At 64.0% G+C, this 20,797-nt stretch carries 24 protein-coding genes; 12 read left to right on the top strand and 12 right to left on the bottom strand.

Annotated features, from left to right (window positions below; all coding sequences use genetic code 11):
* Window positions 1-23: 23 nt before the first annotated feature.
* The 4 genes from ACK3BK_RS00255 to prlC all read right to left on the bottom strand — a co-directional run bounded on the left by ACK3BK_RS00255 (window position 24) and on the right by prlC (window position 4,580).
* On the bottom strand, window positions 24-743 hold the full coding sequence (locus tag ACK3BK_RS00255; RefSeq protein WP_186721091.1) for a carbonic anhydrase: 720 nt from the start codon (window positions 741-743) through the stop codon (window positions 24-26).
* A 339-nt stretch (window positions 744-1,082) separates the two neighbouring features.
* The gene (locus ACK3BK_RS00250; RefSeq protein ID WP_186721093.1) at window positions 1,083-2,138 is read right to left on the bottom strand and encodes a PA0069 family radical SAM protein; all 1,056 of its coding nucleotides are present in this window, start codon (window positions 2,136-2,138) and stop codon (window positions 1,083-1,085) included.
* 79 nt (window positions 2,139-2,217) lie between these two features.
* Window positions 2,218-2,496 (bottom strand): YheV family putative zinc ribbon protein, encoded by a 279-nt coding sequence (locus tag ACK3BK_RS00245; protein WP_186669989.1) that lies wholly within the window; start codon window positions 2,494-2,496, stop codon window positions 2,218-2,220.
* Window positions 2,493-4,580 (bottom strand): oligopeptidase A, encoded by a 2,088-nt coding sequence (gene prlC, locus ACK3BK_RS00240; RefSeq protein WP_411383541.1) that lies wholly within the window; start codon window positions 4,578-4,580, stop codon window positions 2,493-2,495. The genes ACK3BK_RS00245 and prlC overlap by 4 nt, the downstream gene beginning before the upstream one ends.
* A gap of 66 nt (window positions 4,581-4,646) precedes the next feature.
* Between prlC and ACK3BK_RS00235 the strand changes: the two genes are divergently transcribed.
* Entirely contained in the window at window positions 4,647-5,195 is a 549-nt protein-coding gene (locus ACK3BK_RS00235; protein ID WP_186669991.1) for a gamma carbonic anhydrase family protein, read from the top strand.
* A 102-nt stretch (window positions 5,196-5,297) separates the two neighbouring features.
* A complete protein-coding gene (locus ACK3BK_RS00230; protein ID WP_411383540.1) occupies window positions 5,298-5,948 on the top strand; it encodes an HAD family hydrolase in 651 nt (216 codons plus the stop codon).
* Between the two features lie 31 nt (window positions 5,949-5,979).
* Here ACK3BK_RS00230 and ACK3BK_RS00225 read toward each other — a convergent pair whose 3' ends face one another.
* The gene (locus ACK3BK_RS00225; RefSeq protein WP_411383539.1) at window positions 5,980-7,071 is read right to left on the bottom strand and encodes an aminopeptidase; all 1,092 of its coding nucleotides are present in this window, start codon (window positions 7,069-7,071) and stop codon (window positions 5,980-5,982) included.
* A 66-nt stretch (window positions 7,072-7,137) separates the two neighbouring features.
* Here ACK3BK_RS00225 and ACK3BK_RS00220 point away from each other — a divergent pair, with 66 nt between their 5' ends.
* On the top strand, window positions 7,138-7,545 hold the full coding sequence (locus tag ACK3BK_RS00220; RefSeq protein ID WP_411383538.1) for a hypothetical protein: 408 nt from the start codon (window positions 7,138-7,140) through the stop codon (window positions 7,543-7,545).
* Between the two features lie 45 nt (window positions 7,546-7,590).
* Window positions 7,591-8,004, top strand: a complete 414-nt coding sequence (locus tag ACK3BK_RS00215; protein WP_186669997.1) for a hypothetical protein — start codon at window positions 7,591-7,593, stop codon at window positions 8,002-8,004.
* Between the two features lie 37 nt (window positions 8,005-8,041).
* Here the strand turns inward: ACK3BK_RS00215 and ACK3BK_RS00210 are convergent, their stop codons facing one another.
* Together ACK3BK_RS00210 and ACK3BK_RS00205 are read right to left on the bottom strand one after the other, a co-directional pair.
* Window positions 8,042-8,275: a DUF1161 domain-containing protein gene (locus ACK3BK_RS00210; protein ID WP_186669998.1), complete on the bottom strand. Its 234-nt coding sequence runs from the start codon at window positions 8,273-8,275 to the stop codon at window positions 8,042-8,044.
* A 65-nt stretch (window positions 8,276-8,340) separates the two neighbouring features.
* Window positions 8,341-8,766, bottom strand: coding sequence for an OsmC family protein (locus ACK3BK_RS00205; RefSeq protein ID WP_186669999.1), 426 nt, complete (start codon window positions 8,764-8,766; stop codon window positions 8,341-8,343).
* 157 nt (window positions 8,767-8,923) lie between these two features.
* On the opposite strand from ACK3BK_RS00205, the gene ACK3BK_RS00200 reads away from it, so the two are divergent.
* Entirely contained in the window at window positions 8,924-9,928 is a 1,005-nt protein-coding gene (locus ACK3BK_RS00200) for an LLM class flavin-dependent oxidoreductase (protein ID WP_411383537.1), read from the top strand.
* 226 nt (window positions 9,929-10,154) lie between these two features.
* Here the strand turns inward: ACK3BK_RS00200 and ACK3BK_RS00195 are convergent, their stop codons facing one another.
* Both ACK3BK_RS00195 and ACK3BK_RS00190 read right to left on the bottom strand, forming a co-directional pair.
* Window positions 10,155-10,376 (bottom strand): DUF1161 domain-containing protein, encoded by a 222-nt coding sequence (locus ACK3BK_RS00195; protein WP_411383536.1) that lies wholly within the window; start codon window positions 10,374-10,376, stop codon window positions 10,155-10,157.
* A gap of 110 nt (window positions 10,377-10,486) precedes the next feature.
* Window positions 10,487-10,702 (bottom strand): dodecin, encoded by a 216-nt coding sequence (locus tag ACK3BK_RS00190; RefSeq protein WP_042121737.1) that lies wholly within the window; start codon window positions 10,700-10,702, stop codon window positions 10,487-10,489.
* Window positions 10,703-10,853: 151 nt separating this feature from the next.
* Between ACK3BK_RS00190 and ACK3BK_RS00185 the strand changes: the two genes are divergently transcribed.
* Complete coding sequence (locus tag ACK3BK_RS00185; RefSeq protein ID WP_054893393.1) at window positions 10,854-11,177, top strand: YqjD family protein; 324 nt, start codon at window positions 10,854-10,856, stop codon at window positions 11,175-11,177.
* Here ACK3BK_RS00185 and ACK3BK_RS00180 read toward each other — a convergent pair.
* Complete coding sequence (locus ACK3BK_RS00180; RefSeq protein ID WP_411383535.1) at window positions 11,174-12,067, bottom strand: LysR family transcriptional regulator; 894 nt, start codon at window positions 12,065-12,067, stop codon at window positions 11,174-11,176. The genes ACK3BK_RS00185 and ACK3BK_RS00180 overlap by 4 nt on opposite strands.
* 210 nt (window positions 12,068-12,277) lie before the next feature.
* Here ACK3BK_RS00180 and trpB point away from each other — a divergent pair, with 210 nt between their 5' ends.
* From trpB to ACK3BK_RS00165, 3 genes are all read left to right on the top strand, one after another.
* The gene (gene trpB / locus ACK3BK_RS00175; RefSeq protein WP_186670007.1) at window positions 12,278-13,495 is read left to right on the top strand and encodes a tryptophan synthase subunit beta; all 1,218 of its coding nucleotides are present in this window, start codon (window positions 12,278-12,280) and stop codon (window positions 13,493-13,495) included.
* Window positions 13,492-14,301, top strand: a complete 810-nt coding sequence (trpA, locus tag ACK3BK_RS00170) for a tryptophan synthase subunit alpha (protein ID WP_411383534.1) — start codon at window positions 13,492-13,494, stop codon at window positions 14,299-14,301. The genes trpB and trpA overlap by 4 nt, the downstream gene beginning before the upstream one ends.
* A gap of 124 nt (window positions 14,302-14,425) precedes the next feature.
* On the top strand, window positions 14,426-14,734 hold the full coding sequence (locus tag ACK3BK_RS00165; RefSeq protein WP_186670010.1) for a DUF3757 domain-containing protein: 309 nt from the start codon (window positions 14,426-14,428) through the stop codon (window positions 14,732-14,734).
* Between the two features lie 46 nt (window positions 14,735-14,780).
* Here ACK3BK_RS00165 and ACK3BK_RS00160 read toward each other — a convergent pair whose 3' ends face one another.
* Entirely contained in the window at window positions 14,781-15,704 is a 924-nt protein-coding gene (locus ACK3BK_RS00160) for a choline sulfate utilization transcriptional regulator (RefSeq protein WP_186721104.1), read from the bottom strand.
* Between the two features lie 111 nt (window positions 15,705-15,815).
* Here ACK3BK_RS00160 and betC point away from each other — a divergent pair, with 111 nt between their 5' ends.
* From betC to ACK3BK_RS00145, 3 genes are all read left to right on the top strand, one after another.
* The gene (betC, locus tag ACK3BK_RS00155) at window positions 15,816-17,333 is read left to right on the top strand and encodes a choline-sulfatase (RefSeq protein WP_411383533.1); all 1,518 of its coding nucleotides are present in this window, start codon (window positions 15,816-15,818) and stop codon (window positions 17,331-17,333) included.
* A gap of 14 nt (window positions 17,334-17,347) precedes the next feature.
* The gene (gene choX / locus ACK3BK_RS00150) at window positions 17,348-18,277 is read left to right on the top strand and encodes a choline ABC transporter substrate-binding protein (protein ID WP_186670013.1); all 930 of its coding nucleotides are present in this window, start codon (window positions 17,348-17,350) and stop codon (window positions 18,275-18,277) included.
* Between the two features lie 120 nt (window positions 18,278-18,397).
* A complete protein-coding gene (locus ACK3BK_RS00145) occupies window positions 18,398-19,963 on the top strand; it encodes a SulP family inorganic anion transporter (protein WP_411383532.1) in 1,566 nt (521 codons plus the stop codon).
* A gap of 3 nt (window positions 19,964-19,966) precedes the next feature.
* Here ACK3BK_RS00145 and aroE read toward each other — a convergent pair whose 3' ends face one another.
* Window positions 19,967-20,791 carry a shikimate dehydrogenase gene (aroE, locus tag ACK3BK_RS00140; protein ID WP_411383531.1) on the bottom strand — a complete coding sequence of 275 codons (825 nt, stop codon included), beginning with the start codon at window positions 20,789-20,791 and terminating at the stop codon, window positions 19,967-19,969.
* Window positions 20,792-20,797: the final 6 nt, after the last annotated feature.

Genomic DNA, 20,797 nt, shown 5'->3' with positions numbered 1-20,797 from the left:
GTTTCTTCAGGTGTTGGGGTCGCTTAGTAGCGGCCTCTCGGAGTTGCGCACGGCACTGGCTCGTCAGCAGCCAGGGGCAGGAAGCTGTCGCTCGCGACGTCGTAGGCTTCGATGCGGCTGGTTTCGATATCGTAGACCCAGCCGTGGATGTAGAGCTGTCCGGCCGCCAGGCGCGCGGCGACCGAAGGATGAGTGCGCAGGTGGTGCAGCTGGGCGATGACGTTTTCCTTGGTCAGCACCTTCATGCTCTCGTGTTCCGTTGCGCACGAGCAGTTGCTCTCGACCACGGTACGGGCCACTTCGGCGTGGCGCAGCCAGGCGGAAACGGTCGGCATCTTGGTCAGCGACTGCGGGTTGAGCACTGCGCGCATCGCACCGCAGTCGGAGTGACCGCAGACGATGATGTGGTGAACACCCAAGGCCATCACGGCGTATTCGATGGCGCTGGAAACACCGCCGTTCATCTGTCCGTAGGGCGGTACCACGTTGCCGACGTTACGGGTCACGAACAGATCGCCCGGCGAGCTCTGGGTGATCAGTTCGGGCACGATGCGCGAGTCGGCGCAGGTGATGAACATCGCGCGCGGTTTCTGCGCGGTGGCGAGCTTCTTGAACAGCTCCTGCTGCTCGGGGAAAACGTCATGGTGAAACTTCAGGAAGCCGTCGACGATGTGCTTCAGGGCAGCATCGGCGCTCTCGGCGGGAGCGGCCGGAACGGGCTTGGATGGGTCCTTGACGGGCATGATTCATCCTCTTGACGGTTTGTAGGTAAGTTCCATTTTACCGGGGAAAGATTCTGGCTATGCGGAGAATTAGATGACGCGCACAGGTAATAAATCACAGTCGCGCTGGACTGACTTCCTACGCTAGCGGAGAAAACTTAACTGAAACTGAATTCGGAGGCTCTAGAACGGGCGTTCCAGGTTTTCGAGGGGAGGTTTTGATAATAGCAAAAAAGCATCAGCCGCCAATACCCTCCAATGAAATTATTGGTAGGTATTAGTCAGATTACAGGGTAGTGGAGCACTGTGCTGTGGTGGCTTCTTCGCGGGTAAACCCGCTCCCACAAGACCATCACCGACTCAGAACAATGCCATCTGCCCGCCTGGCGGGCAGAAGGCGCTGCAATCGAGCGACACCTGCTCCCGCCCTTCGAACCCCAACTGCCGCGAAGCTTTGCGAAAACGCTGCGCCAGCAGCTCGGCAAAGACCCCTTCACCGCGCATCCGCGCCCCAAAGCGGCTGTCATACAGTTCACCGCCCCGGCTCTGACGAATCAGGCTCAGCACGTGGGCCGCGCGCTGGGGGTAGTGGTCCTGCAACCACTGTTCGAACAACGGCGCCACCTCCAGCGGCAGGCGCAGCATCATGTAGGCGGCGCTCTGCGCGCCAGCTTCCTTGGCGGCCTGAAGCAGGTGCTCCAGCTCGCTGTCGTTGATCATCGGGATCATCGGCGAACACAGCACGCCCACCGGTACACCCGCCTCGCGCAACACGCGGATCGCCCGCAGGCGCGCCTTGGGTGCCGCTGCGCGGGGCTCGAGGGTGCGTTTGAGTTCGTCGTCGAGGGTGGTCAGGCTGATCATCACCCGCACCAGGCGCTGGCTGGCCAGTTCGCTCAAGAGGTCCAGGTCTCGTAGCACCAGCGAGCCCTTGGTGACGATGGTCACCGGGTGTCGGTAGCGCAGCAGCACCTCGAGCAGGCGACGGGTCAACTGGTGCTCGCGCTCTATGGGCTGGTAGGGGTCGGTGTTGGCGCCGAGGTTGATCGGTGCACAGACATAACCCGGCTTGCTCAACTGCTGTTCGAGCACCTCGGCGGCATTGGTCTTGGCGATGAGCTTGGTCTCGAAGTCGAGGCCGGGGGAGAGGTCCCAATAGGCGTGGCTGGGCCGGGCGTAGCAGTAGATGCAGCCGTGTTCACAACCGCGGTAGGGGTTGATCGAACGGTCGAAGGGCAGGTCGGGCGAGGTGTTGCGGGCGATGATGGTCTTGGCGGTTTCGATCCGCACCTCGGTGCCCTGGGTGAGGGGGACTTCCTGGTGCCAGCCGTCGTCCTCGACCACCGAATGGCTGGGGGCGAAGCGATTGTGGGGGTTGGTGGCGGTGCCGCGACCACGGACTGGGGTTGGTTTCATGGTGGAAAACCCGGATTACTGTATGCACATACAGTAATCCGGGTTTACACAGAAGACCAGTGCCGTCAGGCGGACAGGGTCAGTGCGGCTTCTTGAGCTTCGGGTTCGGGAAGAACTGAACCGTCTGCACCTTTACCGGCTCGGCCTTGACCGCCTGCTGGTTTACCCGGGTACCGAGCTCCTTGGGCACCGACAAGCCCTGCTCGTTGAGGGTGTCGGTGAAGCCGCAGGCCACGCACTCGCGGTGTGGCACGCCGTCTTCGTTCCACATCATCAGCTTGTCGGGCTCGCTGCACGCCGGGCATACCGCCCCGGCGATGAAGCGTTTCTTGGTCTTGATCACGCCGCCCTCACTCATGCCGCCGCATCCTCGGTCAGGCCACTATGACGCAGCAGCGCATCGATGGAAGGCTCACGACCACGGAAATCGACGAACAGCACCATTGGCTCGCGCGAACCGCCACGGGCCAGGATCGCCTCGCGGAACGCGCGTCCGGTCTCGGCATTGAGCACGCCTTCTTCCTCGAAGCGCGAGAAGGCGTCGGCCGACAGCACTTCGGCCCACTTGTAGCTGTAGTAGCCCGCCGCATAACCGCCGGCGAAGATATGCGCAAAGCTGTTAGGGAAGCGGTTGTAGGCCGGCGGACGCATCACCGTGACCTCGTCGCGCACGCCCTCGAGCACCTGCAGCACGCTGCGGCCGTCGCCATGGGTGGCGTGCAGCTCGAAGTCGAACAGCGAGAACTCCAGTTGGCGCACCATCATCATCCCGGACTGGAAGTTCTTCGCCGCCAACATCTTGTCCAGCAGGTCCTGGGGCAGCGGCTCGCCGGTCTCGTAGTGGCCGGAAATCAGTGCCAGGCCTTCAGGCTCCCAGCACCAGTTCTCCATGAACTGGCTCGGCAGCTCGACCGCGTCCCAGGCCACACCGTTGATGCCGGACACACCGGCATGCTCGATGCGGGTGAGCAGGTGGTGCAGGCCGTGGCCGAACTCGTGGAACAGCGTGGTGACTTCGTCGTGGGTGAGCAGCGCCGGCTTGCCCGGTGCGGCCGGGGTGAAGTTGCACACCAGGTTGGCCACCGGGCTCTGCAATGCACCGGCCGCGGTGCGGCGACGGTCGCGGGCACCGTCCATCCAGGCGCCACCACGCTTGTTGGCACGGGCGTAGAGGTCGAAGAAGAAGCGCCCGACGTGCTGGCCGTTCTCCTTGATCTCGAACAGGCGCACGTCCGGGTGCCAGGCGTCGAAGCCCTTGAGTTCGGCGATTTCGATGCCGTACAGGCGCTGGACGATGCTGAACAGGCCGCTCAGCACCTTGTCGATCGGGAAGTAGGCGCGCAGGGTTTCCTGCGACACGCTGTAGCGCTGCTCGCGCAGCTTCTCGCCGTAATAGCCGGCGTCCCAGCTGGCCAGCTCCGGAGTGCCCTGCTCGGCGGCGTAGGCCTTGAGCTGCTCCAGATCCTGAGCTGCGAACGGCTTGGAACGCTTGGCCAGGTCACGCAGGAAGCTCAGCACCTGGTCGCTGGACTCGGCCATCTTGGTGGCCAGGCTCAGCTCGGCGTAGTTGGCGTAGCCCAGCAGCGCGGCCAGTTCCTGACGCAGGTCGAGGATCTCGGCCATCACCGGGCCGTTGTCGAACTGTCCGGCGTTCGGGCCCTGGTCCGAGGCGCGGGTGCAGTAGGCAGCGTACAGCTCTTCGCGCAGGGCGCGGTCGCTGGCGTAGGTCATGACTGCGTAGTAGCTGGGGAACTCCAGCGTGATCAGCCAGCCGTCGAGGCCTTTGGCCTGGGCAGCGGCGGCCATCTGCGCCTTGGCCGAATCGGTCAGGCCGGCCAGTGCGGCTTCGTCGGTGACGTGCTTGGTCCAGGCCTGGGTGGCGTCGAGCAACTGGTTGGAGAAACGGCTGCCCAGCTCGCTGAGCTTGCTCTGCACTTCGGCATAGCGCTGCTGCTTGTCGGCCGGCAGGTCGATACCCGACAGGCGGAAGTCACGCAGGGCGTGGTCGAGGATCGTCTTCTGCGCCACGTCGAAGCTGGCGGCTTCATCGCTGTTGGCCAGCGCCTGGTAGGCATCGAACAGGGCGCGGTTCTGCCCCAGTTCGGTGGAATAGGCGCTCAGCGCCGGCAGGCACGACTCATAAGCCTCGCGCAGTTCCTTGCTGTTGCACACCGCATTGAGGTGGCTGACCGGGCTCCAGGCCGCGCCCAGGCGGTCGTTGAGTTCGTCCATCGCCAGCACCAGGCCGGCCCAGGAGGGATTCTTGCCCTGCTGCGCGAGGATATCGGCGATGGCCTTGCGGTTGTCGGCCAGGATCTGCTCGATCGCCGGCAGCACGTGTTCGGCGCGGATTGCGGAGAAGGGTGGCAGGTCGTGGGACTGCAGAAGCGGGTTGTTCGCACTCACGGTTTGGATACCTTGGCAGGAGAAACACGGGACCATCTTAATTACAATCGACGCCGACCGCAGCAGGCAGCCTGCCTATCGGCATTGCAGAGGGACACTATCATGGCCATCCGGACCTTCCGGGAACACACGCCGAAAGTCGGCCCACGCGCCTTCGTCGACCGTTCGGCGGTGGTGATCGGCGACGTGCAGATCGGTGAAGACAGCTCGGTCTGGCCGCTGACCGTAGTGCGCGGCGACATGCACCGCATCCGCATCGGCGCGCGCACCAGCGTGCAGGATGGCAGCGTGCTGCACATCACCCACGCCGGCCCCTTCAACCCGGACGGCTTCCCGCTGATCATCGGCGACGAAGTGACCATCGGTCACAAGGTGATGCTGCACGGCTGCACACTGGGCAACCGGATCCTGGTCGGCATGGGCAGCACCATCATGGATGGCGCCATCGTCGAGGACGAGGTGATCATCGGCGCCGGCAGCCTGGTGCCGCCCGGCAAGCGCCTGGAGAGCGGCTACCTGTATGTCGGCAGCCCGGTAAAGCAGGCCCGGCCGCTGAACGAAAAGGAACGCGCGTTCTTCCCCTACAGCGCCAGCAACTACGTGAAGCTCAAGGACCAGCACCTGGCCGAAGGCTACGATCAACCGGAATGACCCATTCGCGGGCAAGCCCGCTCCTACAGGCTCTGTGATTATCCTGTATGAGCGGGCTTGCCCGCGAAGCAGTCGACGCAAGACTTGAGTGGACCCGCATACATGCACCAGCAAAACATCCTCTTCGACCTCGACGGCACCCTGACCGACCCACGCCAGGGCATCACCCGCTCGATCCAGTACGCCTTGGCCAAACTAGGTATCGACGAGCCCGACCTGACCCGCCTCGAGCATTTCATCGGCCCGCCCTTGCTGCAGGCCTTCATGCAGTTCTACGGCTTCGACGAGGCCAAGGCCTGGGAGGCGGTCAACTTCTACCGCGAACGCTTCCGCGTCACCGGCCTGTACGAGAACCTGGTATTCGACGGCGTGCCAGAGCTGCTGCAAGCCCTGAACGACCAGGGCCGCACCTTGTACGTTGCCACCTCCAAGCCTTGGGAGTTCGCCCGCGAGATCGCCCGGCACTTTGCTTTCGACCGGCATTTCAAGGTGATCTACGGCAGTGAGCTGGACGGCACCCGCACCAACAAAGTCGAGCTGATCAGCCATCTGTTGGACGAAGAAGGGCTGGACCCGGCGCAGACCCTGATGATCGGTGACCGCAAGCACGACCTGATCGGCGCCCGCAGCAACGGGTTGCAGGCCGTGGCGGTGGGATACGGTTTCGGCAGCCGCGAAGAGCTGGTGGCCGAGGCGCCGGCGTTTCATTTCGACACGGTGGCGGATTTGCACCACGCGTTCATCAAGGCTTGATGGCCACGGGGCCGCGCGCGGCCCCGGCATCTCACGGCTGGACCATCAACCGCTGCAACGCCGCTTTTCGCTGATCGATCGGCTGCTGCCCCAAGTGCTCGACCCGCTGATAGAACGTCGTCCAGTCCCCACCAGCCTGACGAAACAACGCCGCAAACGCCGGCACCCACTGGTCATACAGGCCGAACGGCAGCAGCTTGGCATTGCTCATCGGCCCATACACCCAGGCGTCATAGCGGCGGTCACCGGCCCAGTCCCGATCGCGCAGCTCGCGGTATTCACGTCGCAATCGCGCGAACTCGGCTTGCTTGGCCACCCGCTTGTCGGCATCAGCAAGCGGCCCAGCGTAGATCGCCTGCAGGCGCTCGCGACTCGCCAGCACCAGGCGGATGAACTGTTCACGCTGCCGCGCCCCATCCTCGTGAGCCGCCGCAAGCCCACGCGCCATGCGCCATTGCCGCGTGCCCTCCTGTTCGACGAAGGTGGCGAAGGACTCGTTGAATTCGGTGTCGTCCTTCACGTAGAAGCGCTGGTGCGCCAGTTCGTGAAAGATCAGCGTGGCCAGGCGCTCCTCGCCCCAGCCCACCATAGACGAGAGAATCGGATCGTCGAACCAGCCCAGGGTCGAGTAAGCCTCGACACCCCCGACGTACACATCCAGCCCTTGCTCGCGCATCAGCGCCGCTGCACCGCGCGCAGCGCCCTGGCGGTAGTAGCCGCGGTAGGCGACGCAACCGGCGATGGGGAAACAGTGGGTGACCGGTTGCAGCGAAAGCTCCGGCGTGGCGAACACATTCCACACCACATAGGGCCGCCCGAGATCGGCGTACACCCGGTAGCTGCGATTGTCTGGCAGCTTCAGGTGCTCGCTGGCGAAAGTGCGGGCCTGTTCGGCATGCAGCAGACGCTGACGCAGCCGTTCGTCCGTCGTGGGGTCGGCCAGCACCCGCTCCACTGGCTGGCGTGCACGCAGCAGTTGCCATTGCCCTTCGGCCAGCTGGCCGTAGTAGCCGAGGCTGCCGCAACCGCTCAGCAGGAGCGCGGCCAGCAGCGGAACAAAAGGGCTGAAAACGCGGTCGAGAGCCCGGTGGCCTGAGCGCTGTAGCAGAAAAAGTCGAAACATCAGGGCTGTTCATCCCGCTCAAGGCCTGTGCGTTCCAAGACTATCTCGCCAGAGGGCCTTTTCGCCATGCGTACACTGTTTGCCGTCGGCACCTTCGGGCTGCTGAGCGCCTGCTCCACCTTGCCCGACCCCAACCAGGCCTGGATCGACCTCGCCCGCGACGACGACACCTCGCTGCACGCCGTGCAGGTGGACGAGCGCGACTGGGCCGACAACCGCTATTTCGAAGTGCCGCCGGGTAGCCACGAACTGACGGTGCGTTACCAGTTTCCGGTCACCCCGAGCAATATCGGCCCAGTCGACGAACCACTGTGGCGCGACTGCCAACTGAACCTCACCTTCAAGGACTTCAGCGCCGGCCAGCGCTACAGCCTGCAAGCCGGCAGCATTGGCTTCCGGCCTTGGGTGAAACTCTATGACGAACAGCAGAAACTGATAGGCCGAGGCCTGCCAGCGGGCTGTCAGCGCACCTGATCAGCGCTATGCTTGTAATCTGTGACCCGCAAGCGGAGTTTCGTCATGCGCCAGCCCATGATGCTGATCGCCCTCAGTGCACTGGGGGCTTGCGCCAGCCCCTTGCCACCCAAAGACCCGGCCCAGGCCTGGGTCGACCTCTATACCGTCACCCCCGGTCGTACCATCATGGCCGACAAGCTCGATGGCAAGCGCCTCGACGACGGCCGGTACTTCCAGCTCACGCCGGGCCGCCATGAACTGGTGGTGCGCTTCGACTACGAGCTGACTGCCGGGCTCTTCACCACAAGCCCGACCGAGCGCACCTGCTACCTGACCGTGCGCTTCGACAACTTCAAGGCCGGTGAGCGCTATCGCCTCGAAGCCCGGGCCCCGGCGATGCAGCCGCAGGTATACCTGTACGACGCCAACCGCCAGGTGCTGGTGGACGAGCCGAGCAACATCTTCTGCATCCCATGAACAACGGGGTCGCGCTGCGACCCCGCTGCAACGACCGCTATTGGTCGTTCTTCTGGTAGATGATCTTTTTGGTCCCGCCATCGCAGCTGCCAACGACCATGTTCGGATCACTGACCTCGCTGTTCGGCACGATTTCCAGGGTGTAGGAAGGCACCCCGGCCGCCTGGATCTTCGCCTCGATCTCGGCCTTGAGCTCCTCGCACGGCTTGACTGCCGCCAGCGCGGAGGTGGCCAGCAACGAGGCCAGAACGGCGAATGCTACGCGGATCATGGAACGGCTCCTCAAAGGGCAGGCAAGCTGCCGACCCTTCCAGACTACAGCAAGCAAAGCCTCACCTACGAGAGCAGCGTCGCATCCAGGCTGATCGTCGCGTTGAGCACCTTGGACACAGGGCAGCCCGCCTTGGCCTTGTTGGCGATCTCCTGGAACTGCGCCTCACTGGCACCGGGGACCTTGGCCTTGAGGGTGAGATGCACGGCGGTAATGGCAAAGCCATCGGGCTGCTTGTCGAGGCTGACTTCGGCGACGGTGTCGATGCGTTCGGGCGTCAGCCCGGCCTCACCCAGCATCATCGATAGCGCCATCGAGAAACAGCCCGCATGGGCCGCACCGATCAGCTCCTCGGGGTTGGTCCCAGGCGATCCTTCGAAGCGGGTGTTGAAGCCATAGGGGTTCTGCTTGAGGGCGCCACTCTCGGTGGACAGCAGGCCCTTGCCATCCTTGAGCCCTCCCTGCCAGATCGCCGATGCTGTCTTTTTCATGATGCCTCCTGGATATTCAGTGGGTGTCACTACGGATTCTGAGGACACTGCCTACAGCAAGTTCAGATCAATCCATGGTCAACCATTGAATCCATCGCAGGGTGCCCATACAGAGTCACAAAGGCCCTTGGCCAACCAATTTCCTGCGGAGGCTCCGATGACGCATCTGCGTGACCTGAAGATTTCCACCCTCGACCTGGTGCCGGTGCGCGCCGATGCCGGCCCGGCCCAGTCGCTACGCAACTCACTGGACCTGGCGCAGCACGTCGAGCGTTTCGGCTACAACCGGTTCTGGGTGGCCGAACACCACAACATGGACGGCATCGCCAGCTCGGCGACCTCGGTGCTGATGGGCTATCTCGCTGGCGGCACCTCGCGCATCCGCATCGGCTCGGGCGGGGTGATGCTGCCCAACCATGCGCCGCTGGTGATCGCCGAACAGTTCGGCACCCTGGCCAGCCTCTACCCCGGCCGCATCGACCTGGGCCTGGGCCGTGCGCCCGGTTCCGACCAGATGACCGCACGCGCCCTGCGCCGCGAGCGCTCTGGCAGCGCCGACGACTTCCCCGACGATGTCGAGGAGTTGTCGCGCTACCTCGGCCCTCGTACCGACGATCAGAAAGTGATCGCCGTGCCCGGCCACGACACCGAAGTGCCGATGTGGCTGCTGGGTTCAAGCCTGTTCAGCGCGCAACTGGCCGGCATGCGCGGCATGCCATACGCCTTCGCCTCGCACTTCGCCCCGCGCTACATGCACGAGGCGATCCGCATCTACCGCGACCATTTCAAGCCGTCGACAACGCTGGACAAGCCCTACGTGATGCTGGGCATCCCGATGGTGGTGGCGGACAGCGACGAGAAGGCCGAATACCTGGCGACCTCGGTCTACCAGCGCATCCTCGCGCTGATCCGCGGCCAGAGCCTGATGCAGCGCCCGCCCGTGCAGAGCATGGATGGCCTGTGGCTGCCCCATGAGCGTGATGCGGTGGGGAGTTTCCTCGGCCTGGCGATGATTGGCAGCCCGCAGAAGGTGCGGGCAAAGGTGGAGGTGCTGCTGGAGCAAACCGGCGCGGATGAGCTGATCTTCACCTGCGACCTGTACGAGCATGCCGATCGGGTGCGCTCGTACGAGCTGCTGGCGCAGGCGTTGAAGGGCGAGTAAATGCCATATGTGGCAGCAACTGTCTTAATCGAAATCTAAAGGCCAGCCCAATCCCTGTGGGAGCGGCGGTTCGGCGCACCGACTTGCCCGAGAAAAAGACACCGCGCTGCCTGGCACGGGCTACGCCCGTGTTCGCGGGACAAGCCCGCTCCCACAGGGATTGGGCTGGTCTTTAGATTTTGAGCAAGACAGTTGCTCCTACAGGTGCTGTGTTCGAATTTACGCCTCAACCCCGGCGATAGACGATTTCCTTGGTCCCGGCCTCGCAGCTGCCGATCACCTTGCCGGCAGGGGTGCCCTTGTCGACGATCTCCAGCGTATACCCCTTAACCCCCTTGGCATCGAGCTTGGCGGCAATCTCGCCCTTGAGCTCCTCACAGGGCTTGCCTGCCGCCATCGCACTGCCAGCCAACACCATCAGGCCTACCGCGAAAAACACGTTCTTCATCGTCATCGTTCCTTGTGCGAATCAAAGAAAGCAGCATAGGGCACCTGCGTAGGCAAGTGCCCCTGGAAGTCATACGCCATAACGCAGGAACAGGCTATCCCCTTACTGTTTCAACTGTTGGCGATGCGGAACCCGACCTTGAGCGTGACCTGGAAATGCGCAGCCTTGTTGTCGCGGATATGGCCACGCGTATCGACCACCTCGAACCACTCCAGGTGCTTGATGCTCTTGCCAGCTTCGGCCAGGGCATTGTTGATCGCATCTTCGATACTCGTGGGCGAGGAACCGACGAGCTCGATCTTCTTGTAGGTGTGATGATCGGACATGAACACTCTCCTTGGATGATGTGCTGGATTGAGCCTAGCAGCGCAGGCCCGGTTTACCTGCGAGCCATCGCCTCGGGCGAAAGTTCGATCGCACTTTCGGCACAGGGCGCAGTCGCACTCTTTACACCCTACTCAGCGAAGGAGAGTCCACATGGCCCGTAACGCACTGCGCAAGACCTCACTGGAAAGCATGGAAGCGGAGATCGAAAGCCTGCTCAAGACGCTGGAAGACCTCAAAGGCGATGCCTCGGAGGAAACGCAGAAAACCATGAAGGCCCTGCGCGGCAACGCCCAGAACGCCCTCAAGCATTCGCGCAGCCTGCTGACCGACGCCTACGAAGAAGTGAAGACCCGCACCCGGGAAACCGGCATCGCCACCCGTGACTACGCCCAGGAACACCCCTGGACCACCGCGGGCGTGGCTGTTGGCGCATTGGGCCTGCTTGCGGCCTACTTGCTGTGCCGCCGCAACTAAGCCTGCGCCTGCAACTCCCGGCGCAACCACTGCGCCAACTGCTCGGCGCGCCCATCGGCGGCGCGCCGCGGCACCCATAGCGCCAACGCCGCTGGCGTCGGCGAAAAACCCCACGGCGCCGCCAGGCGTCCGCCACGCAGATCGTCCGCCACCAGCGGTTGCGGCGCGATCGCCACCCCCAAACCCGCCACCGCAGCCTCCAGCAGGTAATACAGGTGCTCGAATGCCTGGCCGAAGGTCAGCGCACTGGCGTCCAGCCCTTGCTGCGCGGCCCAGGTCGGCCACGCCTGTGGACGCGAGGTGGTATGCAGCAAGGCTTCACCCAGCAGCGCACTTGCAGGGGCCTGGCACAGGCGCTCGAAGCCGGGAAAGTGCGGGCTGAGCACCGGCCCGATACGTTCCTCGGCCAGTACATGCACCTGCATGTCGGCGGGCCACGGCGGCTCGGCATACACCAGCAACGCATCCAACCCCGGGCGGCGCGGATCCAGATCGCCCTCTCCGGCCGACAGGTGCAGACGCAGCTCAGGCAGATCGGCCTTCAAACGCCCGAGCCGGGGAATGAACCACCGCGCCAGCAGGCTGCCGGAGCATCCCAGGACGAAGGGTGCATCGCTGACATCACGGCTGAGCTCGGCGCATACGCTGCGCAGGCGGTCGAAGGCATCGAAGCTGGCATCGCGCAGGCGAACCCCGGCATCTGTGAGTTTGATGCCACGCCCATCCTTGATGAACAGCGCCACGCCGAGATGCTCCTCGAGCACCTTGATCTGCCGGCTCACCGCGCCGTGGGTCACGTGCAGCTGTTCGGCGGCCTGGCTGACGCTATTCAGCCGGGCAGTGGCCTCGAAAGCGCGCAGGGCATTGAGGGGAGGGAGGTCCTGGGGCATTTGATTTGTGAGTTTTCCTGACGAGTTGTCGCAATCTTATCGGTTTTCAGGGGACGTTGCGCTGGGTAGAGTAGGCCCATCGATCAGTGGTGGCCTCTTCGCGGGCAAGCCTGCTCCCACCAGTGCAGTGCTGTATTCAGCCTGCGGGAGCGGGGTTGCCCGCGAAGAAGGCGACACGATCTTCCAATCCAGACCCCTATGGAGCGCCCCATGTCCCAGTCCCAATACCGCCCCGGCCCCGACGCCAATGGCCTGTTCGGCGCATTCGGCGGCCGCTACGTAGCCGAAACCCTGATGCCCCTGGTCCTGGACCTGGCCCGCGAGTACGAAGCGGCCAAGGCAGACCCCGAATTCCTTGAGCAGCTCGCCTACTTCCAGCGCGACTACATCGGTCGCCCCAACCCGCTGTACTTCGCCGAGCGCCTGACCGAGCACTGCGGCGGCGCGAAGATCTTCTTCAAGCGTGAAGAGCTCAACCACACCGGCGCGCACAAGGTGAACAACTGCATCGGTCAGGTGCTGCTGGCCAAGCGCATGGGCAAGAAGCGCCTGATCGCCGAGACCGGCGCCGGCATGCACGGCGTGGCCACCGCCACCGTCGCTGCGCGCTTCGGCCTGCCCTGCGTGATCTACATGGGCGCCACCGACATCGAGCGCCAGCAAGCCAACGTGTTCCGCATGAAGCTGCTGGGCGCCGAGATCGTTCCGGTCACCGCCGGCACCGGCACCCTGAAGGACGCCATGAACGAGGCCCTGCGCGACTGGGTCACCAACGTCGAAGACACCTTCTACCTGATCGGCACCGTGGCCGGCCCGCACCCGTATCCGGCGATGGTCCGCGATTTCCAGTCGATCATCGGCAAGGAAACCCGCGCCCAGTTGCACGAGAAGGAAGGCCGCCTGCCAGACAGCCTGGTCGCCTGCGTCGGCGGCGGCTCCAACGCCATGGGCCTGTTCCACAACTTCCTCGAAGACGAAAGCGTGCAGATCATCGGCGTCGAAGCCGGTGGCCATGGCGTGCACACCGACAAGCATGCCGCCAGCCTCAACGGCGGCGTCCCTGGCGTACTGCACGGCAACCGCACCTACCTGCTGCAGGACGACGATGGCCAGATCACCGATGCCCACTCGATCTCCGCCGGCCTGGACTACCCCGGCATCGGCCCCGAGCACGCCTATCTGCACGAAGTGAAGCGGGTCGAATACGTCAGCATCACCGACGACGAAGCCCTGGACGCCTTCCACGCCACCTGCCGCCTCGAAGGCATCATCCCGGCGCTGGAGAGCTCACACGCCCTGGCCGAGGCGATCAAGCGCGCCCCGAACCTGCCCAAGGATCACCTGATGGTCGTGTGCCTTTCCGGCCGCGGCGACAAAGACATGCAAACCGTGATGAACCACATGGCTGCCCAGGAGAAACAGGCATGAGCCGTCTTGAACAACGTTTCGCCGACCTGAAGGCCGAAGGCCGCTCGGCACTGGTCACCTTCATCACCGCAGGCGACCCTGGCTACGATGCCTCGCTGGAAATCCTCAAGGGTCTGCCTGAAGCCGGCGCCGACGTGATCGAGCTGGGCATGCCCTTCACCGACCCGATGGCCGACGGCGTGGCGATCCAGCTCGCCACCCTGCGCGCCCTGGAGGCTGGCCAGACCCTGGCGAAAACCCTGCAGATGGTCCGCGAATTCCGCGTCGGCAACCAGACCACGCCGATCGTGCTGATGGGCTACTACAACCCGATCCACCGCTTTGGCGTGGAACAGTTCGTCGCCGAGGCGAAGGCCGTTGGCGTCGATGGCCTGATCATCGTCGACCTGCCGCCAGAGCACGACGCCGAGCTGGCCACCCCGGCCCAGGCCGCGGGTATCGACTTCATCCGCCTGACCACCCCGACCACCGACGACGTGCGTCTGCCGCGTGTGCTCGAGCGCAGCTCGGGCTTCGTCTACTACGTGTCGGTGGCCGGCGTGACCGGTGCAGGCTCGGCGACCACCGAGCACGTCAAGGAGGCCATCGCCCGCCTGCGTCGCCATACCGACCTGCCGATCAGCGTCGGTTTCGGCATCCGTACGCCAGAGCAGGCCGCAGCGATCGCCAAGCTGTCCGACGGCGTGGTGGTGGGCTCGGCACTGGTCGACAAGATCGCCCAGGCCAAGTCACCCGAACAGGCTGTGAGCGATGTGCTGAGCCTGTGCTCGGCGCTGGCTGAAGGGGTGCGCGGCGCCCGGGGCTGAGGGGGAACTGGCGTACGACAGTTCCATGCACATGCATTCGGCTACCTGATAATTTTGCTAGTTGTGTCAGGCCTTCAGAGATCGCAAGCTGAAAGCTCACTAACTTGCTGAAGGAATAGCCGATATGCGTGTACTCTCAACCGCACTTCTTGCTCTGTTCATGTCAGGCACTGCACTTGCTGCAACTTGCCCCGAGCCCAAGGACATCAAGGAAGCATCGACACAATCCACCGAGGATGGCTTCAGTGGCTATCACTACACTTCTGCAGATGGCAAATGGAAAGGCTTTGCGCCGAATGCCGATGACAAGGGCACCAAGGAAGTTCAGCTGGCCTCGTTGAAATTCGTCAACTCGCAGGAAGGTTCGACCTCCACTATTTGTCGCTACACGGACGCCAAAGGCGGAGGCCTGAGTCTTTCAAGCAAGAAATAATAAGAGGGGGGCGCCTAGCGCGCCCTTCTTTTGCGCATTTCTTGGCTCAATCCGTAGCAACAGATGGGTTCGATAGGCTGAGCTCACGCTCCAGCCACTCCACAAACCGCTCGATCAACGCCCCACGCCGCTTGCGTGGCGGCAACACCACGTAATAACCACGCGACGAGCGCAAACTCCCTTCCACCGGCCGGCACAGCAACCCCTGCTCGACCAGCCCGTCGACCAGATGCCCCCAGCCAATCCCGACCCCTTGCCCGGCGATCGCGGCCTGGATCAACAAGGTGTAATTATCGAAGCGCAACTGCCCTGGTGGTGGCGGGCTGACCACGCCGAAACCGCGAAACACCCCCGCCCAGTCGAACCAGCCACTGGCCTGTTCACCGCGTAGATGCAACAAGGGCAATCGTTCCAAAGCCACTGCTGACAAGGGTTTGCCATCAGTCAGCCGAGGGCTGCAAACCGGAAAGACCTCTTCATCGAACAACCAGCGGCTTTCGCCCTGATGAAAGCGCCCGTCGCCAAACAGCACGGCCACATCAATATCGGGGCGCAGCATCCCCTGACTGCGCTCACCGGTCACCAGGCTCACGTCCACCTGTGGATAAGCCTCGTGGAAGCGCTGCAGCCGGGGCATCAGCCAGAAGGCCGCAAAGGCGAAATCTGTGGCCACCTGCAGCACCTCGTGCTGGCCGCGGCCGCTCGCCTCGGCGATGCCTTCGTCCATCGCCTGCAAGCCCTGGTGGACCTGTTCGAACAGCGACTGGCCCGCATCCGTCAGCTCGATCCCCCGGTAGATCCGGTCGAACAGGCGCGTGCCCAACTGCGCCTCGAGCCGCTTGACCTGCTGGCTCACCGCCGGCTGCGTGGTGCCCAGTTCCAGTGCCGCCGCCGTGAAACCGCGCAGGCGCGCCGCCGCCTCGAACACGCGCAAGCTTTCCAGTGACATGCCCGCAAGGTGCTCAAACATAAGCTCAGCTAATCCCAGTCATTGCCCGCCATGGGCTTTACCCATGTTATCCACAGCCGCATCCTCGATCGCAAGCAATTCACATAACGTTCGACGATGGAAGGGCACCCCATGAAGCAACCCAACATCCTGTTCATCATGGCCGACCAGATGGCCGCGCCTATGCTGCCAATCTACAACCCCTCGCCGATCAGGATGCCGAACCTCGCCCGCCTCGCCGAACAGGCTGTGGTCTTCGATTCGGCCTACTGCAACAGCCCGCTGTGCGCGCCGTCGCGCTTCACCCTGGTCAGCGGCCAGTTGCCCAGCCGCATCGGCGCCTACGACAACGCCGCCGACTTTCCCGCCGACATCCCCACCTACGCCCACTACCTGCGCCGCCTCGGCTACCGCACCGCGCTGTCGGGCAAGATGCATTTCTGCGGCCCCGACCAGTTGCACGGCTATGAAGAGCGTCTGACCAGCGACATCTACCCCGCCGATTACGGCTGGGCGGTGAACTGGGACGCCCCCGACGTTCGCCCGAGCTGGTACCACAACATGTCCTCGGTGCTACAGGCCGGGCCGTGCGTACGCACCAACCAGCTGGATTTCGACGAGGAAGTGGTGTTCAAGGCGCAGCAGTACCTGTACGACCACGTCCGCGAGGATGACGGTCGGCCGTTCTGCCTGACGGTATCGATGACCCATCCCCACGACCCCTACACTATCCCGCGGCGCTACTGGGATCTCTACGAGTCTGTGGATATCCCGCTGCCGCGCGACGAAATCGCCCAGGACCAGCAAGACCCCCACTCGCAGCGCCTGCTCAAGGTCTACGACCTGTGGGACAAGCCGCTGCCTGTGGACAAGATCCGCGACGCCCGCCGCGCCTACTTCGGCGCCTGCAGCTACATCGACGACAACATCGGCAAGCTGCTGCAGACCCTCGAGGATTGCGGCCTGGCCGACGACACGCTGATCGTGTTCTCCGGCGATCATGGCGACATGCTTGGCGAGCGCGGGCTCTGGTACAAGATGCACTGGTTCGAGATGTCGGCGCGGGTGCCGCTTCTGGTCCACGCGCCCAAGCGTTTCGCCGCGGCGCGGGTCAGCGCCAGCGTGTCCACCTGTGACCTGCTGCCGACCCTGGTCGAGCTGGCAGGCGGGGCTGTGGATAACAGCCTGCACCTGGACGGCCGCTCGCTGCTCGGCCACCTGCAAGGGCAGGGCGGACACGACGAGGTGATCGGCGAATACATGGCCGAGGGTACGGTCGGGCCGCTGATGATGATTCGGCGTGGCGCGTACAAGTTCGTGTACAGCGAAGACGACCCGTGCCTACTCTACGACCTGAGCCACGACCCGCACGAGCGGGAGAACCTCACCGGCAGCCCGGATCACCAGGGCTTGCTGCAGGCATTTGTCGATGAAGCCAGGCAGCGCTGGGACGTTTCCAGCCTGCGCCAGCAGGTGCTGGCCAGCCAGCGCCGCCGCCGTCTGGTGGCCGAGGCCCTGGCCATCGGCAAGCTGAAAAGCTGGGACCACCAACCCCTGGTCGACGCCAGCCAACAGTACATGCGCAACCATATCGATCTCGATGACCTCGAGCGCAAGGCACGTTATCCACAGCCCGCACCCATGGATTGAGAAGAGAGGCCGCCATGCAGAAGTTCTCCACCGCCGTGATCGCCCTGGCCCTGGGCCTTGGCGCCCTGACCGCCCAGGCGGCCGACAGCGACACGCAATGCAGCACCGTCAAACTGGCTGACCCCGGCTGGAGCGATATCGCCTCCACCAACGCCATCGCCCGCTTGCTGTTCGAAAGCCTGGGCTACCAGGTGAAGATCGACAGCCTGGCCGTGCCGATCATCTACGGCGGCCTGAAAGATGGCCGCGTGGACGCCTTCCTCGGCAACTGGATGCCAGCGCAGCAGGGCTTTCATGACAAATTCATCGCCACCGGCGACGTGAAACAATTGTCGCGCAACCTCGAAGGCACCGAGTTCACCCTGGCAGTGCCCGACTACGTGTGGAATGCCGGTATCAAGGACTTCGCCGACCTGCAGAAACACGCCGAGCAGTTCGACAAGAAACTCTACGGCATCGGCTCCGGCGCGCCGGCCAACCTGTCGCTCAAAGAGATCATCGACACGAACGCGTTCGACCTCGGGCAGTGGAAGCTGATCGAGTCCAGCGAGCAGGCAATGCTGGCGCAGGTCGACCGCGCCGTGAAGAAGAACCAGTTCATCACCTTCCTCGGCTGGACACCGCACCCGATGAACGTGAAGCTGAAGATGCACTATCTCACCGGTGGCGAAAAATGGTTCGGCAGCAGGGGCGAGGTGTTCACCCTGGTGCGCAACGGTTATCCACAGGCGTGCCCGAATGCCGCAAAGCTGCTGGGCAATCTGGTATTTACCCTGGATATGGAGAACGCCATCATGGCCGAGGTTGTGGACAAGAAGGTCAGTTTCGACCAGGCGGCCAAGGCGTGGGTGAAGGCTCATCCACAAGTGCTGCAAGCGTGGCTCGCTGGCGTGAGCAGCAAGGCTGGCGGTGATGGACTGGAGGCCGTCAAGGGCAAACTCTGATTTCTGACTCGCCCGCGAATGCTGTGGTGCATTCACTGACGCATTCGCGGGCAAGCCCGCTCCTACAGTTGATATGAATCCGCTCCAGACAGGGGCAAAACTCAGGACTGTGAATAACCCATGCCTCGCCTGACCCATCTGCTGCCCTTCCTGACCTGGCTTCCCCGGCAATCCGGCCGCAGCCTGCGCCAGGACCTGCTGGTGGGTCTGAGCGGCGCGATCCTCGCCCTGCCGCAATCCATCGCCTATGCGCTGATTGCCGGCCTGCCCGCCGAATACGGCCTGTATGCGGCCATCGTGCCGGTACTGATCGCCTGCCTGTGGGGGTCGTCCTGGCACCTGATCTGCGGCCCCACCGCCGCCATCTCCATCGTCCTATACGCCAGCGTCAGCCCGCTGGCCGTGGCCGGCAGCAGCGACTACGTGACCCTCGTCCTGCTGCTGACCTTTCTTGGCGGGGTGTTCCAACTGCTGCTCGGGCTGCTGCGCTTCGGCGCACTGGTCAACTTCGTCTCCCATTCCGTGGTGCTCGGTTTCACCCTGGGTGCCGCCATCGTCATTGCCCTTGGCCAGTTGCCGAATCTGATGGGCATGGACTTGCCCAGCCAGGCCACGGCACTCAAGACCGCCCAGGACCTGTTCGCCCATGCCCGCGAAGTGGACCTGCCCTCGCTGGGGCTGGGCCTGGCCACCTTGCTGATTGGCATCGCCATCAAGCTCGTGCGCCCGCGCTGGCCGGCGCTGTTGATCAGCCTGGTGCTGGTGAGCCTGGTGGCGTGGCTGCTGCCCGGTTACTTCGCCCACGTGCCCCGCGTTCCTGCGTTCAGCGGCCATCTGCCGCCCCTGAGCCCGCTGCCGTTGCTCGACCTGGACCTGATCCTGCGCCTGCTGCCCAGCGCCGTGGCGGTGGGCATGCTCGGGCTGGTCACCAGCCTGTCGATCGCCCGCTCGTTGTCAGCACGTTCGGAACAACTGATCGACGCCGACCAGGAGATCCGCGCCCAGGGCTTTTCCAACATGGTCGGCGCGTTTTTCTCGGGTTACCTGTCGTCAGGTTCGTTCACCCGCTCCGGGCTGAGCTTCGAGGCGGGCGCCCGTTCCCCCATGGCCGGGGTGTTCTCGGCGCTGTGGGTGGCGCTGTTCGCCGTGGCCGGCGCCGGGCTCATCGCTCACCTGCCGATCCCGGCGATGGCCGGCAGCATCCTGCTGATTTGTTGGGGGCTGGTGGATCACCGGGCGATTCGCGCGTTGTTCCGGGTCAGTCGTTCGGAGTTCCTGGTGATGGCGCTGACTGCGGCGGCCACCCTGTTGCTGGAGCTACAGACGGCGATCTACGCGGGAGTACTGGCGTCGCTGTTCTTCTACCTCAAGCGCACCTCGCGGCCGCGGGTGCAGCAGAGCCGTGAAGGGGAGGCGGACGTGCTGCGGGTCGGTGGCTCGATCTTCTTCGGTGCAGCGCATTATCTGCAGGTACGCCTGCAGCGCTGCCAAGGGCCGCATGTGGTGATCGACGCGCGACAGATCAACTTCATCGACTATTCGGGTGTGGATATGTTGCACCGCGAGGCGCGGCGGCTGGTACGCAATGGCGGCAGCCTGACCCTGCATCGGGCCAGGCCCCAGGTGGTGGAGGAATTGCAGAAGCTGGAGGGGATCGACGGGTGTCCGATCAGGTTCGAGGAGTAAGCCCTACCCCCGCGCCAACTGCCGCCGCAATTCATCCAGCACTGGCCCGGTCTCAGGCCGAACCCCACGCCAGACATAAAACGCCTCGGCCGCCTGCTCGGCGAGCATTCCCAGCCCATCCAGCACTTTCGCCGCCCCAAGCTTCGTCGCCCACTGGCAGAACGGCGTCGGCTCCTTGCCATACATCATGTCGTAGCACACCGTGCGCCCGGCCTCGACCAGGCTCTCGGCGATCGGCGGCAACTCCCCCGAAAGGCTTGCCGAGGTGGCGTTGATGATCACGTCCACCGGCTCCCGCAACCAGGCAAAGCCGCTGGCGACCACCGGCCCGAGTTCATCGAACTCGCGCGCCAGCTGCTCGGCCTTTTCCACTGTGCGATTGGCGATCACCAGCGATTGCGGCTCATGCGCCAGGATCGGCTCCAGCACGCCACGCACCGCACCACCGGCGCCGAGAATCAGGATGCGCTTGCCCGCCAGCGTGACCCCGGCATTCACCGTCAGGTCGCGCACCAGGCCTGCGCCATCGGTGTTGTCGCCCTGCAACGTGCCATCGGCCAACAGGGTCAGGGTGTTGACCGCGCCCGCGCGTTGCGCCCGTGGCGTGAGGCTGTCGCACAGGCGGTAGGCTTCTTCCTTGAATGGCACGGTCACGTTGGCGCCGCTGCCCTGCTTGAAGAAGCCGCGGGCGCAGTCGCTGAACTCGTCCAGCGGCGCCAGCAGGGTGTTGTATTCCAGATCCTGGCCGGTCTGCTCGGCGAACAGGCGGTGGATCAGCGGCGACTTGCTGTGGCCGATGGGGTTACCGAAAACGACGTACTGGTCCATGAGAAA

Origin of the sequence: Pseudomonas sp. L7 (assembly GCF_046605565.1) — a bacterium.
Classification (GTDB): Bacteria; Pseudomonadota; Gammaproteobacteria; order Pseudomonadales; family Pseudomonadaceae; genus Aquipseudomonas; species Aquipseudomonas wayambapalatensis.
This window is presented reverse-complemented; position numbering and strand designations above follow the sequence as displayed.